We start from the raw sequence: 13,836 nt of genomic DNA on the forward strand, positions 1-13,836 counted from the left end.
CTGCCAATTCCTCATTAGAAGAGGAGCTTAAATACCCTTTAGGAATAACCGGGCTACGGCATTATAGACTTCGAAGATGGCAATGTAATGGCTTTTTAATTTCATTTTTTGGCAAGGTGCCACTATCAGAGCTTCCCGATATTTCTGGACTTTCGCAGTGCTGGCCGACGGGATACTTGGGGTAGTCAGATTATTTGTGCTCGCTGCAAAAATGGCGCTACACCCTGTATGGCAAGGGTTCAGGAGGATTTTTCGGCTTTTTGGCCTCAGGCATGAGTGCATGACAGCGCTTGAGTGAAACTCATTCGAAGTGAACAATATGTTACTTCGTATTTTCAATTGAGATTCATTAATGACTGCCCCGTCCCGTTTCCTGGCCTGGCTGGTGCTGCCGGTGTTTGCGTTATGCAGCTTCAATCTACTGGCCGATACCGTGGAAGGCGCTCCAAAGGCGCTGCATTTGCTCGACTACATTGGAGCGGATTACCCGTCCACGGTTGAGGCGGGAAAGGTCATTGATGAGCCCGAGTATCGCGAACAACTTGAGTTTCTGAGTGTTCTGCAAGGGCTGATCGTTGCCTTGCCGGGCAAACCGGAACAGGCCGAGTTGGAGCAGGGGGTCGGTAGCCTGCGCGCCGCCGTCACGGCTCGCCAGGACGGTGCCGCTGTCAGCCGTCAAGCACGGCAGTTGGGGGCCAGACTGGCAGTGGCCTACGAGGTCAGCCAGGCACCGATCATCACACCGGACCCGACTCGTGGTGCACCGCTGTATGCCCAGCATTGCTCGGTGTGCCACGGCGACACAGGCGTTGGCGACGGTCCGGCAGGCGTCGGTCTGACGCCACCGCCGGCTAACCTGCGCGATGCTGCGCGGATGGATCGCTTGAGCCTTTACGCGATCTACAACACCCTCGGATTGGGTGTCGAGGGTACGGACATGCCGTCTTTCGCCGATCAACTGGATGATCGCCAGCGTTGGGATCTGGCGACATACATCGCCAGCTTCAGCGCCGCCCCGGCTGCGGCGAAAAGTCAGAAGAACTTCAACCTCGCCGATCTGGCCCGCCAGACTCCGGGTGAAGTGCTGGCCGCCGAAGGCCCTGAGGCCGCGGTGACTTTCCGTGCCCAGCGCGCTCAGCCGCCGCAGGTCAAACGCGGCCCGGCGCAGTTGCTCGGCTACACCGCAGCGACGCTGGACAAGAGCCTCGCGGCCTACCGTGCTGGCGATCGTGAACAGGCTTACGATCTCTCGGTTGCGGCGTATCTGGAAGGCTTCGAGCTGGTCGAGAGCTCCCTGGACAACGTCGACGCCAAGGTGCGCAAAGACACTGAAAAATCCCTGATGACCTACCGTCAGTCGTTGCAGGACGGTTTGCCAATGGCTCAGGTCGAGCAGCGTCTGGACATCGCAAAAGCCAGGTTGAAGGAGTCGGCCAGTCTGTTGGGCAGCGATGGTCTGAGCTGGTCCCTGAGCTATATCTCCGGCTTGCTGATACTGCTGCGTGAAGGTCTGGAAGCGATTCTGGTGTTGGCTGCGGTCCTGGCATTCTTGCGTAATACCGGCCAGCAGTCGGCGGTGCGCAGCGTTAACATCGGTTGGGGTTTGGCGCTGGTGGCCGGTCTGGCGACCTGGGCGGTGGCGGCTTACCTGATCGATGTCAGCGGTGCCCAGCGTGAATTGCTCGAAGGTGCGACGGCGTTATTCGCCAGCGTCATGGTGCTTTGGCTGGGTGTATGGATGCACGATCGCCGCCACGCAGCTGCCTGGCAGGATTACATCAAGAGCAGCCTGGTCGGCGGCGGTGGACGTTTTGGCTTTGCGATGCTGGCGTTCTTCTCGGTGTACCGCGAGCTATTCGAAGTGATCCTGTTCTATGAAACCCTCTGGCTGCAAGCCGGCGCGGCCGGTCACAATGCGGTGCTGGCGGGCGGTGCGACGGCGCTGGTGTTGTTGGTCGGTCTGGCCTGGGTGATTCTGCGTGGCTCGGCGAAATTGCCGCTGGCGCTGTTCTTCGGGATCAACGCCGGTCTGCTGTGCGCGCTGTCGGTGGTGTTTGCCGGACATGGCGTCAAAGCCTTGCAGGAAGCCGGAGTCTTCGGCACCCGGCCGGTGCCGTTCTTTGACTTCGACTGGCTGGGGATCCACGCTGACGCCTATTCGCTGAGTGCCCAGGCAGTGGCGATACTGGCGATCATCGTGCTTTACAGCCGTAGTCGCATGGCAGAGACGCGGCGGTTGCAGGCTTCTTGACGCATTCGCTTCGCTCATTTCGCGGGCAAGCCTCGCTCGCACCGTGTAGCGTCGGGGCGCCCAGTCGTTGCCCGCGATGCTTTTAGAGGGACATACAAAATGCGTGTCTGGATCGATGCCGACGCCTGCCCCAAGGCGGCGAAGGATCAGGTGATCAAGTTTGCCTTGAAGCGCCAGTTCGAAGTGCTGCTGGTGGCGGGGCAGAGCCAGATCAAGCCGGGCTATGCCTGCGTGAAGCTGATTGTGGTGCCCAGCGGCCCGGATGCGGCCGATGATTATCTGGTCGAACACGCAGTGCCCGGCGAGCTGGTAATTTGCAGCGATGTACCGCTGGCTGATCGTTTGATCAAAAAGGGCGTCGCTGCCCTTGATCCGCGTGGCAAGGAATTCGACCCGCAGAACATGGGCGAGCGGCTGGCAGTGCGTAACTTGTTCACTGACCTGCGCGATCAGGGCCAGATGGGCGGCGGTCCGTCGCCCCACGGTGATCGCGAGAAGCAGGCGTTCGCCAATGCGCTGGACCGGATCCTCACGCGGCTGATGCGCTGAACTTGATCGTTCTCACGCTCGCGCGTGGGAATGCCTCACTGGATGCTCTGGATGTGACGCGCAGCGTCACGGGCTGCATTCCCACGCAGAGCGTGGGAACGATCAAGCGATCATGCAGCCGTCTTTACGCCTCGTTTTCGTCAGTCAGCTCCAGTACCCGATCAACCAGTTTGTTAATGCCCAAAGCCGCTTCGCTGATGGATTGCGCGAGCATATAGGCCGGGGTACTGACCAGTTTGCGTGCTTTGTCTTCGATGATATCGCTCACGGCACACTCTTCATGGGTGGCGCCCATCTTGTTCATTGCTGCCGCCGTATCGGCGTCGTTGCCGATGGTGCAGATCACGCCTGGACCGTAGATCTTTGCCGCCAATGCAGGCGAGATGCAGATCAGCCCGACCGGTTTGCCGGCCTCGGCAAAGGCTTCTGCCAGGGCCAGGACTTCAGTCTGGACGCAGCAGCTGGCACCTTCGATGGCGAAGTTGGAGAGGTTTTTCGCCGCGCCGAAACCGCCGGGCACGATCAGTGCGTCGAAGTCTTCTGCGCTGGCTTCGCGAATATCCTTTACCTGGCCACGGGCAATGCGCGCCGATTCAATCAGCACGTTGCGCGACTCGGGCATTTCGTCGCCGGTCAGGTGGTTGATCACGTGTAATTGGGCAATATCAGGGGCGAAGCACTGCACCTGCGCACCGCGCTGATCCAGGCGCAGCAGGGTGATCACGCTTTCGTGGATCTCGGCGCCGTCATACACGCCACAGCCGGAAAGAATCACTGCAACTTTTTTGCTCATGGGTTTTTCTCCAGATTCATGGCGTTAAATGTCCACTAATTTGTCACTCGTTGCCATAGGGTTATTGCGCGACTCCACCTAATCTTTGGATAACGATTCTGATCAGGTCGCGTCATGAACTTCATCCTTTATGCAGTGCCGTTTTTCTTTGTGTTGATCGCTGTCGAGTTACTGGCTGACCGCTGGCGTGGCGTGAGTAATTATCGCGTGGCAGACGCGATCAACAGCCTCAGTACCGGCGTGTTGTCGACCACTACGGGCCTGTTGACCAAAGGTGTAGGGCTGATCACCTATGCTTTTGCCTTGAAGCATCTGGCAGTGATCGAGCTGTCGGCCGAGAGCGTCCAGGTTTGGGTGTTTGCCTTCGTCTTCTATGACTTTTGCTACTACTGGCTGCATCGCTTGGGCCATGAGCGCAACATCCTCTGGGCGGCGCATTCGGTGCATCACCAAAGCGAGGACTACAACCTGTCCACGGCGCTGCGCCAAACCAGCACGGGATTTCTGCTGAGCTGGATTTTCTACCTGCCACTGGCTGTGCTCGGCGTGCCGCTGCTGGTGTTCGTCAGTGTCGCGGCGTTGAATTTGCTCTATCAATTCTGGGTACATACCAGGCACATACCCAAGCTTGGCTGGTTCGAGTGGTTTTTCGTCACGCCTTCCAATCATCGGGCCCACCATGCGCAGAACGCTCTCTATATGGATCGCAACTATGGTGGGGTGTTTATTATTTGGGACCGCTTGTTCGGCTCATTCCAGGAAGAGGACGACAACGAGCCAGTGATTTTCGGCGTGACCACGCCGCTGGCGAGCTGGAACCCGTTGTGGGCCAATCTGCAGTTTTATGCGCAGCTGCTCAGTGACGCACGGCGTACCGAAAGCGGGTGGGACAAGCTGCGGATCTGGTTCATGCCTACCGGCTGGCGGCCGGCGGATGTGGCAGCGAAGCACCCGATGACCAAGCCGGACTTGAACCAGTTCCGCAAGTTCGAGGTGCCGCTGGACGGGCGACAGCAGCTGTATGTCGCGATGCAGTTCGCTGTGTACACGGCGCTCGGTAGCTATCTGCTGAACCTGGGCGAAAGTTTGCCGACGGCCGCGCTGGTGCTGGACTGGAGTTACATGGCGTTTGGTTTGTTTGTGCTGGGTGTGGCCCTGGAGAATCGCCCGTGGGCGTTCAAGCTGGAACTGCTGCGCCTTGCGCTGAACGTTCCACTGGTGTGGCTGGCGCCGATCCTGGGGCTTTGGCCGGCCAACGCGGTGGGCTGGGTCGGCCTGCTGAGTTACAGCTTGCTCAGTGGCATCGGTCTCTACTGCTGTAGAAACCGACTCACTCGACTGGCGTCGTAGGTTTGTTGGTTTTGGCGTGTTCGGCGTGTTCGGCCTTTTGGACCTGTTCATCTTCGTAGATTTTTTTTGCGAGGCGGGCGTTCTTGAAGCGCCGACGCAGCCATAGGGCGAAGCCGAGCAGCAATAGCGCGCCCAGTACCCACAGCTCGTACTTCTTGACGCTGCCCAGCATCCCTTCCAGTACCGCGCCGAAATGGTAAGCCGCTGCAGCCAGGGCCGCGGCCCAGATGGCGGCACCAATCCCGTTGAGCAGCAGATAGCGCCCCGGTGGATAGCCGGACAGGCCTATCGCTACTGGCATGACGGTGCGCAAGCCATAGACGAAGCGAAAGCTTAGTACCCAGATGTCCGGATGCTTGCGGATATGCTCCAGCGCCCGATCACCCATCAATTGCCAGCGCGGTTTGCGCGCCAGCAATTTGCGGCCGTGTTTGCGCCCCAGGAAGTACCACAGCTGATCGCCGGCATAGCTGCCGAAGAAAGCCACGACCACGACCAGGTTGATATCCATGTATCCACGGAACGCGAGGAAGCCTGCGAGAACCAGAATGGTTTCGCCTTCGAAGAACGTGCCGAGAAATAGGGCGAAGTAGCCGAAATCCTGAAGAAATTGTTGGAGCATTGTCTGGATGCTGGCGAAATGAACGCGCAGCCTAACCCTTCAGGCACATTCAGGAAAGTATCGAAATGTGTCTCGACGTGAACATTTCCTACAAGGACAATGCCAGCGACTACCGGTCACAGGGGTGAGCACGACTGTAATCTGTTCGTCATAATGGCCGCTTATAACTGTCACACTCGCCCGCCAGCGCGGGCTCAGGAGTTTGCCGTGAGCTTCACGCCCGCCAACCGTTTGTTTCCAGCTACCCGCCTGCGTCGCAATCGTCGTGATGATTTTTCCCGCCGTCTGGTTCGCGAAAACGTTCTGACTGTCGACGATCTGATCCTCCCGGTTTTTGTGCTGGACGGTGAAAACCGTCGCGAGTCAGTCGCTTCGATGCCGGGGGTCGAACGCCTGACCATCGACTTGCTGCTCGAAGAAGCTGCCAAGTGGGTCGAGCTGGGGATTCCTGCGTTGGCACTGTTCCCGGTAACGCCACCGGAGCTCAAATCCCTCGACGCCGCCGAAGCCTGGAACCCGGATGGCATCGCTCAGCGTGCGACCCGTGCGCTGCGTGAGCACTTCCCGCAGTTGGGTGTAATCACCGACGTGGCGCTGGACCCGTTCACTACCCACGGACAGGACGGTATCCTCGACGAAGAAGGCTACGTGCAGAACGACATCACCGTCGATGCGCTGGTCAAACAAGCGCTATCCCACGCCGCAGCCGGTGCTCAGGTGGTCGCGCCATCGGACATGATGGACGGTCGGATCCAGGCGATCCGCGAAGCCCTTGAGCTGGCCGATCACGTCAATGTGCGGATCATGGCCTATTCGGCTAAGTACGCCAGTGCTTATTACGGCCCGTTCCGCGATGCTGTCGGCTCTGCGCTGAACCTGGGCAAGGCCAACAAGGCCTCCTATCAAATGGACCCGGCCAACAGCAACGAAGCCCTGCATGAAGTGGCGGCTGACTTGTCAGAAGGCGCGGATATGGTCATGGTCAAGCCAGGCATGCCGTACCTGGACGTCCTTTTTCGGGTCAAAGAAGAATTTAAAGTGCCGACCTTTGTCTATCAGGTCAGTGGTGAATACGCCATGCACATGGCGGCGATCCAGAATGGCTGGTTGAGTGAAGGGGTTATTCTTGAATCCCTTACCGCCTTTAAACGTGCAGGCGCTGATGGCATCCTGACGTACTTTGCCGTTCGTGCTGCTCAATTGCTACGAGAGCAAAAATAGCCCTCCCAGGAACACTCGATGAATACCGAAGGACTCACCGAAGTTGCAGTAAATGAGGCTCAACCTGTGGTCGAGCCAATCGTCGAAACCCCGCTGGAGCAGGAAGCCCCGCCGTCGGTAGTGTTCGAGCCGCATCAACCGGTGCCGGCGATTGTGCTTCCCAGCCTGGATGACAGCAGCCTGTACATCCATCGCGAGCTGTCGCAGCTGCAATTCAACATCCGCGTTCTGGAACAGGCGCTGGATGAGTCCTACCCGTTGCTGGAGCGGCTGAAATTTCTGCTGATCTTCTCCAGTAACCTGGACGAGTTCTTCGAGATTCGCGTCGCCGGTCTGAAGAAACAGATCACCTTCGCCCGGGAACAGGCCGGGGCCGATGGTCTGCAACCGCATCAGGCGCTGGCGCGCATTAGCGAACTGGTACACGGTCAGGTCGACCGCCAGTACGCAATCCTCAACGACATACTGTTGCCGGAGCTGGAGAAACATCAGGTCCGCTTCATTCGTCGCCGCTACTGGACGACCAAACTCAAGACGTGGGTGCGCCGCTATTTCCGCGACGAGATCGCGCCGATCATCACCCCGATCGGCCTCGACCCGACGCATCCGTTCCCGCTGCTGGTAAACAAGAGCCTGAACTTCATCGTCGAGCTCGAAGGCATCGACGCCTTCGGTCGCGATTCCGGTCTGGCGATCATCCCGGCGCCACGTCTGCTGCCTCGGATTATCAAGGTTCCGGAAGAAGTCGGCGGTGCGGGCGACAACTATGTATTCCTGTCGTCGATGATCCACGCGCATGCCGATGACCTGTTTCAGGGCATGAAGGTCAAGGGCTGCTACCAGTTCCGCCTGACCCGAAACGCTGACCTGGCGGTCGATACCGAAGATGTGGAAGACCTGGCCCGCGCTCTGCGTGGCGAGCTGTTCTCCCGTCGCTACGGTGATGCAGTGCGTCTGGAAGTGGCCGACACTTGCCCGAAACACCTGTCCGACTACCTGCTCAAGCAGTTCAACCTGAATGAGACCGAGTTGTATCAGGTCAACGGTCCGGTCAACCTGACGCGTCTGTTCAGCATTACTGGCCTGGACAGCCATCCAGAGCTGCAATACACGCCGTTCACGCCGCAGATTCCGAAACTGCTGCAAAACAGCGAGAACATTTTCAGCGTGATCAGCAAGCAGGACATCCTGCTGCTGCACCCGTTCGAATCCTTTACACCGGTGGTCGACCTGCTGCGTCAGGCCGCCAAGGATCCGCATGTACTGGCGGTCCGTCAGACGCTGTACCGCAGCGGCGCCAACTCGGAAATCGTTGATGCATTGGTCGATGCGGCGCGTAACGGCAAAGAGGTCACTGCGGTGATCGAGTTGCGTGCGCGTTTCGATGAGGAATCCAACCTGCAACTGGCCAGCCGTCTGCAAGCGGCCGGTGCGGTGGTGATCTATGGCGTGGTCGGCTTCAAGACCCACGCCAAGATGATGCTGATCCTGCGTCGTGAAGCCGGGGAAATCGTCCGCTATGCCCACCTGGGTACCGGCAACTATCACGCCGCCAACGCCCGTCTTTACACCGACTACAGTCTGCTGACTTCAGACGATGCCTTGTGCGAAGACGTCGGCAAGCTGTTCAGTCAGTTGATCGGCATGGGCAAGACCCTGCGTATGAAAAAGCTGCTGCATGCGCCGTTCACCCTGAAGAAGGGCATGCTCGACATGATTGCCCGGGAAACCCAGTTCGCCCTCGACGGCAAACCGGCGCACATCATTGCCAAGTTCAACTCACTGACCGATCCGAAGATCATCCGCGCGCTGTACAAGGCCAGTCAGTCCGGGGTGCGCATTGATCTGGTGATACGTGGCATGTGCTGCCTGCGGCCGGGTATCGCCGGGGTTTCGCACAATATCCATGTGCGCTCGATCATCGGTCGCTTCCTGGAGCACACGCGGGTGTTCTACTTCCTCAACGGTGGCGAAGAGCAGATGTTCCTGTCCAGCGCCGACTGGATGGAGCGCAACCTCGACAAGCGCGTCGAAACTTGCTTCCCGGTCGAGGGCAAGAAATTGATTCTGCGGGTCAAGAAAGAGCTGGAAAGTTATCTCACCGATAACACCCATAGCTGGAGCCTGCAGTCGGACGGTCGATACATTCGCAACACACCGACCGGTAACCAGAACCCGCGCAGCGCCCAGGCAACATTGCTGGAGCGCTTGAGCAATCCAGTGCTGAGCGTTCGATAACGCCGGCGAGGGTTGAGAGATGTAAAAAAATGGCGATCCTTGCGGATCGCCATTTTGTTTTCAGCGAACGTTAAGCACGATGCCTACGCGGGTCAGCCACTCGGCTTCCAGGGCGAAGTCAGCCTGGGTCAGCTGGTTCTCGTCCAGCCAATCCTGTGGGAACAGCACATCCAGGCTGTCGCCGTTGGCGTGCAGCACCACCTGAGGCATTTCCTGGGTGCCGCGGATGTGGTGGAACAGAATCGCAAAGCGTAGCAACACGCACAGGCGAATCAGCTTCATGCCGTCATCGCCAAATTCGGCGAACTTGTCCTTGGGAATATTGCGCCGGTGGCCGCGCACCAGTAGCGCCAGCATTTGCTGGTCTTCGCGGGAGAAGCCGACCAGATCGGAGTGCTCGATCAGGTAGGCGCCGTGCTTGTGGTATTGGTAATGGGCGATGTCCAGCCCGACTTCGTGGACTTTGGCTGCCCAGCTCAGTAGTTCGCGCCAGACTCCGTCATCCAGATCCCAATCCATAGCGACCTGATCGAAGGCATGCAGCGCCTTGCGCTCAACCCGGGCCGCTTGTTCCAGATCGACGTGGTAACGCTCCATCAGCGAGCTGAGAGTGCGCTCACGGACGTCTTCGTGATGATGACGTCCCAGCAGGTCATAGAGCACGCCTTCGCGCAGGGCGCCTTCACAGTGGTCCATGCGTTGCAGTTCGAGGGCATCGAAAATTGCTTCAAGAATCGCCAGACCCGCCGGAAAGATCGCCCGGCGATCGGGTTTGATGCCTTCGAAGTCGATTTTCTCGATGTCGCCAAGCTTGAAAAGTCTGCGTTTGAGCCAGGCCAGGCCTTCGGCGTTGACCTCGCCAGTACCGTAACCGCCGGCCTTTAGCGCCAGGCCAATGGCGCGGATGGTGCCTGAGGAGCCGATAGCTTCATCCCAGGTCAGGCGATGCAGGGCATGTTCGATGCTCATGATCTCCAGTCGCGCCGCCGTGTAAGCCTGGGCGTAACGGGCCGGGGTGATCTTGCCGTCGCGGAAATAGCGCTGGGTATAACTGACGCAGCCCATTTGCAGGCTTTCACGCAGCAGCGGTTCGAAGCGCTGGCCGATGATGAATTCGGTACTGCCGCCGCCGATATCGGCCACCAGGCGCTTGCCCGGAGTGTCCGCAAGGGTGTGGGAGACGCCGAGGTAGATCAGGCGTGCTTCTTCACGACCGGAGATGACCTCTACCGGGTGGCCAAGAATTTCTTCGGCGCGGCGGATGAATTCGCCACGATTGCGCGCCTCGCGCAGGGCGTTGGTGCCCACGATACGCACCGCGCCCGGGGGCATGCCGTTGATCAGTTGAGCGAAACGTTTCAGGCAATCGAGCCCGCGCTGCATGGATTCTTCGGAGAGTTGACGCTCCTCGTCGATCCCGGCGGCCAGCTGAACCTTCTCGCCGAGCCGCTCCAGAAGGCGTACTTCGTCGTTCTGGGTCTTGGCCACGACCATGTGGAAGCTGTTGGAGCCCAGGTCGATAGCGGCGATCAGCGAAAGATTAATGGCTTGGGATTGCGGCATGGTCAAAGGGTCTCGGTCGATAACCTTGTCATCCTGCCACGATCAACCGCTGCCGCCAACGCGTAGGCGCTGTAGAAGACTGCGATCTTTTGATTGATCATTCCTATACAAGAGCCTGTTGATCGTTCCCACGTTCTGCGTGGGAATGCCTCACTGGACGCTCTGCGTCCCGCTTGGGCAGTGACGCGGAGCGTCACGGGCTGCATTCCCACGCGGGAGCGTGGGAACGATCGTCTGCTTCAGACCGTGTGTTCAGCCGTCCCGATAAAATTTGCCAGTTCCGCCGTCTGCGGATTGGCGAACAGAATCTTCGGATCCCCGACCTCATGCACCTTGCCCTGGTGCATGAACACCAGTTTGTCGCCAACCTCCCGGGCGAAGCGCATTTCGTGGGTGACCATGATCAGCGTCATGCCATCCCTGGCCAGTTGCCGGACCACGCTGAGCACCTCGTTGACCAGTTCCGGGTCCAGCGCCGAGGTGATCTCGTCGCAGAGCAACACTTTTGGCGACATGGCCAGCGCCCGGGCAATCGCCACACGCTGTTGCTGGCCGCCGGACAGGCGTTCCGGGAAGGCATCGAACTTTTCCCCGAGGCCGACCCGTTCAAGCATCTGCCGCGCCAGTTCGGCAGCCCTGGCTTTCGGCACTTTCTGCACCACCTGCGGCGCGAGCATCACGTTTTCGCCGACGGTCAGGTGAGGGAACAGGTTGAACTGCTGGAACACCATCCCGACCTTTTGCCGCAGGCTGCGCAAGTCGGCGCGAGTGGCGTCCAGGTATTCGCCGTCGACTTCGATCACCCCGTCGTTGATCGACTCCAGGCCGTTCAAGGTTCGCAGCAGGGTGCTTTTGCCCGAGCCGCTGCGACCAATGATCGCGACGACCTGGCCTTCGTCGATACTCAGGTCGATGCCTTTGAGCACATGGTGGTCGCCGTAATATTTATGCAGGGCGGAAATTCTAAGCAGAGGCATGCAGTCTCCTTTCCAGGTAGCGCGCACTGAGGGACAAGGGGTAGCAGAGCAGGAAGTAACCGAGCGCCACCAGGCCATAGACCATGAAGGGCTCGAAGGTGGCGTTGGCGAGCATGCCGCCGGTCTTGGTCAGTTCGGTGAAGCCAATGATCGATGTCACGGCAGTGCCTTTGACCACTTGCACCGAGAAGCCCACGGTCGGCGCCACGGCAATACGCAAGGCTTGCGGCAGGATCACGTAGCGCAGTTGTTCAAGCGGCGTCAGTGCCAGGCTCGATGAGGCCTCCCACTGACCATGGGGAATCGATTCGACGCAGCCGCGCCAGATCTCCGCCAGGTAAGCACTGGTGAACAGCGTCAACGCGATCGCGGCCGCCAGCCACGGCGAAATGTCGATGCCGAGCAGCGCGATGCCGAAGAACACCAGAAACAGCTGCATCAACAACGGCGTGCCCTGGAACAGTTCGATGTAAGTGCGGGCGAATGCACTGGGGAACGCCTTGTCGGAAATTCGCAGAGTCATGACCAGCAAGCCGATCAGTCCGCCGCCAATGAATGCCACCAGCGACAGCGCCAGCGTCCACTGCAGGCCGGTGAGCAGGTTGCGCACGATGTCCAGGAATGTGAAATCGCTCATCGGCTGTTCCTCGCGCTGCTTCTTGCTATATACCGGCGGCCGATCCAGTTCAGCAATTGGCGGATCATCAGCGCCATGCACAGGTAAACCAGGGTGGTCAGGGCATAGGTTTCGAAGGCACGGAAGTTGCGCGATTGAATGAAGTTGGCGGCGAAGCTCAGCTCTTCGGTGGCAATTTGCGAACACACCGCCGAGCCGAGCATGACGATGATGATCTGGCTGCTCAGCGCCGGCCAGACTTTACCCAGCGCCGGCAGCAGCACCACATGACGCAAGGCTTCGAAGCGAGTCATCGCCAGAGCCGCCGACGCTTCCAGCTGGCCGCGCGGAATCGCTTGAATGCCCGCGCGAATGATTTCCGTGGAGTAGGCGCCGAGGTTGACCACCATCGCCAGCACGGCGGCCTGCCATTCGGAAATCTGTACGCCGAGTGACGGCAGGCCAAAGAAAATGAAAAACAGCTGCACCAGAAACGGCGTATTGCGGATCAACTCGACATATACCCCGAATATCGCTGCAAATGGCTTGATCTGCCAGGCCCGAACCACCGCGCCGACGGTCCCCAGGCTGACCCCGAGTACCGCGCCGATGGCTGTCAGCTCAAGGGTGAACAGCGCACCGCGAAGCAGCAGGCCGGTGTTGTCCAGCACCGGTAAAAAGTCGAACTGATAAGCCATGGCTAACCTCCGTGACAGCGATCAGAGATCAGCCGGCAGTGGCTGCTTGAGCCACAGCTGCGAATTTTTTTCCAGGCTGCCGTCGGTTTTAGCGCTGGCCAGGATCTGATTCACCTTCTCCAGCAGCGCCGGCTCGTTCTTGTTTACGCCGACGTAGACTGGCGAATCCTTGAGTTTCACTTTCAGGACAGGAATGCGCTTGGGATTGCGTTCGCTGATGGTGACCATCACTACGTTGCCGCTGGCGATCAGATCCACCTGGCCGGCCAGGTAGGCGGCGATGGTCGAGTTGTTGTCTTCGAAGCGTTTGATGGTCGCGCCTTGCGGAGCCACGGCGGTCAGCTCGATGTCTTCGATGGCGCCACGGGTGACGCTGATGGTTTTGCCTTTGAGGTCATCCAGGGTGTTGATGGCCGCATCGGGCGGGCCGAACACCGCGAGATAGAAGGGCGCGTAGGCGCGGGAGAAGTCGATGACTTTTTCGCGCTCAGGGTTTTTGCCGAGGCTGGAAATCACCAGATCGACCTTGCCGGTGGTCAGAAATGGAATCCGGTTGGTGCTGTTGACCGGGGTCAGCTCGAGTTTGACCTTGAGTTGCTTGGCCAACAGCGCAGCGGTGTCGATGTCCAGGCCTCGGGGTTTCATGTCTGGCCCGATCGAACCGAAGGGGGGGAAGTCCTGCGGCACGGCGACTTTGAGGGTGCCGCGTTTGACGACATCGTCCAGGCCGTCGGCATGGGCGGGCGCCTGGCTCAGCATCAGGCTGGCAAACAGGGCGGTGAGCAGGGCGCTGTAACGCTTGGTCATGGCAACTCTCCGAATCCAGGGAAGTGATTTCTGCGTTCGGACAGTGCACAGCCCATGCCAGCAGCCTCTAAATGCTTTGGAAGGCAGGGTTTATCTGGGGTTTGTCGGTCTTACTGGTCTGAACAGTTGAAGTGCTTTTTGCCCCGTTATC

At 59.2% G+C, this 13,836-nt stretch carries 12 protein-coding genes; 5 read left to right on the forward strand and 7 right to left on the reverse strand.

Annotation, left to right across the window (positions count from 1 at the left end; translation table 11 throughout):
- Positions 1–352 precede the first annotated feature (352 nt).
- Together AC07W5_RS01765 and AC07W5_RS01770 are read left to right on the forward strand one after the other, a co-directional pair.
- Positions 353–2,251, forward strand: coding sequence for an FTR1 family protein (locus AC07W5_RS01765; RefSeq protein WP_495022677.1), 1,899 nt, complete (start codon positions 353–355; stop codon positions 2,249–2,251).
- A gap of 99 nt (positions 2,252–2,350) precedes the next feature.
- Complete coding sequence (locus tag AC07W5_RS01770; RefSeq protein WP_494990836.1) at positions 2,351–2,800, forward strand: YaiI/YqxD family protein; 450 nt, start codon at positions 2,351–2,353, stop codon at positions 2,798–2,800.
- A gap of 124 nt (positions 2,801–2,924) precedes the next feature.
- Here the strand turns inward: AC07W5_RS01770 and elbB are convergent, their stop codons facing one another.
- Entirely contained in the window at positions 2,925–3,593 is a 669-nt protein-coding gene (elbB, locus tag AC07W5_RS01775; RefSeq protein WP_495010410.1) for an isoprenoid biosynthesis glyoxalase ElbB, read from the reverse strand.
- A 114-nt stretch (positions 3,594–3,707) separates the two neighbouring features.
- Between elbB and AC07W5_RS01780 the strand changes: the two genes are divergently transcribed.
- Positions 3,708–4,943 (forward strand): sterol desaturase family protein, encoded by a 1,236-nt coding sequence (locus AC07W5_RS01780; RefSeq protein ID WP_495022678.1) that lies wholly within the window; start codon positions 3,708–3,710, stop codon positions 4,941–4,943.
- On the opposite strand, the gene AC07W5_RS01785 is transcribed toward AC07W5_RS01780, so the two are convergent.
- Entirely contained in the window at positions 4,924–5,565 is a 642-nt protein-coding gene (locus AC07W5_RS01785; protein WP_494990833.1) for a DedA family protein, read from the reverse strand. The two genes, AC07W5_RS01780 and AC07W5_RS01785, sit on opposite strands and share 20 nt — an antisense overlap.
- 207 nt (positions 5,566–5,772) lie before the next feature.
- Between AC07W5_RS01785 and hemB the strand changes: the two genes are divergently transcribed.
- Together hemB and ppk1 are read left to right on the forward strand one after the other, a co-directional pair.
- A complete protein-coding gene (gene hemB, locus AC07W5_RS01790; RefSeq protein WP_495022679.1) occupies positions 5,773–6,786 on the forward strand; it encodes a porphobilinogen synthase in 1,014 nt (337 codons plus the stop codon).
- 18 nt (positions 6,787–6,804) lie between these two features.
- On the forward strand, positions 6,805–9,024 hold the full coding sequence (gene ppk1, locus AC07W5_RS01795; RefSeq protein ID WP_495022680.1) for a polyphosphate kinase 1: 2,220 nt from the start codon (positions 6,805–6,807) through the stop codon (positions 9,022–9,024).
- A 60-nt stretch (positions 9,025–9,084) separates the two neighbouring features.
- Here ppk1 and ppx read toward each other — a convergent pair whose 3' ends face one another.
- From ppx to AC07W5_RS01820, 5 genes are all read right to left on the reverse strand, one after another.
- Positions 9,085–10,587: an exopolyphosphatase gene (ppx, locus tag AC07W5_RS01800; protein WP_494990830.1), complete on the reverse strand. Its 1,503-nt coding sequence runs from the start codon at positions 10,585–10,587 to the stop codon at positions 9,085–9,087.
- Positions 10,588–10,826: 239 nt separating this feature from the next.
- Positions 10,827–11,564: an amino acid ABC transporter ATP-binding protein gene (locus AC07W5_RS01805; RefSeq protein WP_494990829.1), complete on the reverse strand. Its 738-nt coding sequence runs from the start codon at positions 11,562–11,564 to the stop codon at positions 10,827–10,829.
- A complete protein-coding gene (locus AC07W5_RS01810) occupies positions 11,551–12,201 on the reverse strand; it encodes an amino acid ABC transporter permease (RefSeq protein ID WP_494990828.1) in 651 nt (216 codons plus the stop codon). The genes AC07W5_RS01805 and AC07W5_RS01810 overlap by 14 nt, the downstream gene beginning before the upstream one ends.
- Positions 12,198–12,878: an amino acid ABC transporter permease gene (locus AC07W5_RS01815; RefSeq protein ID WP_495022681.1), complete on the reverse strand. Its 681-nt coding sequence runs from the start codon at positions 12,876–12,878 to the stop codon at positions 12,198–12,200. The genes AC07W5_RS01810 and AC07W5_RS01815 overlap by 4 nt, the downstream gene beginning before the upstream one ends.
- A gap of 21 nt (positions 12,879–12,899) precedes the next feature.
- Positions 12,900–13,685, reverse strand: coding sequence for a transporter substrate-binding domain-containing protein (locus AC07W5_RS01820; RefSeq protein ID WP_495022682.1), 786 nt, complete (start codon positions 13,683–13,685; stop codon positions 12,900–12,902).
- Positions 13,686–13,836 lie beyond the last annotated feature (151 nt).

The sequence above is a fragment of the Pseudomonas sp. GW821-FHT01E05 genome (genome assembly GCF_059422425.1).

Bases quoted from the DNA above. Each gene is read 5' to 3' on its own strand.
- AC07W5_RS01805 (WP_494990829.1), bottom strand. From the start codon at position 11,564: ATGCCTCTGCTTAGAATTTCCGCCCTGCATAAATATTACGGCGACCAC.
- elbB (WP_495010410.1), bottom strand. From the start codon at position 3,593: ATGAGCAAAAAAGTTGCAGTGATTCTTTCCGGCTGTGGCGTGTATGAC.
- AC07W5_RS01820 (WP_495022682.1), bottom strand. From the start codon at position 13,685: ATGACCAAGCGTTACAGCGCCCTGCTCACCGCCCTGTTTGCCAGCCTG.
- ppx (WP_494990830.1), bottom strand. From the start codon at position 10,587: ATGCCGCAATCCCAAGCCATTAATCTTTCGCTGATCGCCGCTATCGAC.
- ppk1 (WP_495022680.1), top strand. From the start codon at position 6,805: ATGAATACCGAAGGACTCACCGAAGTTGCAGTAAATGAGGCTCAACCT.
- AC07W5_RS01815 (WP_495022681.1), bottom strand. From the start codon at position 12,878: ATGGCTTATCAGTTCGACTTTTTACCGGTGCTGGACAACACCGGCCTG.
- AC07W5_RS01770 (WP_494990836.1), top strand. From the start codon at position 2,351: ATGCGTGTCTGGATCGATGCCGACGCCTGCCCCAAGGCGGCGAAGGAT.
- AC07W5_RS01780 (WP_495022678.1), top strand. From the start codon at position 3,708: ATGAACTTCATCCTTTATGCAGTGCCGTTTTTCTTTGTGTTGATCGCT.
- AC07W5_RS01785 (WP_494990833.1), bottom strand. From the start codon at position 5,565: ATGCTCCAACAATTTCTTCAGGATTTCGGCTACTTCGCCCTATTTCTC.
- AC07W5_RS01765 (WP_495022677.1), top strand. From the start codon at position 353: ATGACTGCCCCGTCCCGTTTCCTGGCCTGGCTGGTGCTGCCGGTGTTT.
- AC07W5_RS01810 (WP_494990828.1), bottom strand. From the start codon at position 12,201: ATGAGCGATTTCACATTCCTGGACATCGTGCGCAACCTGCTCACCGGC.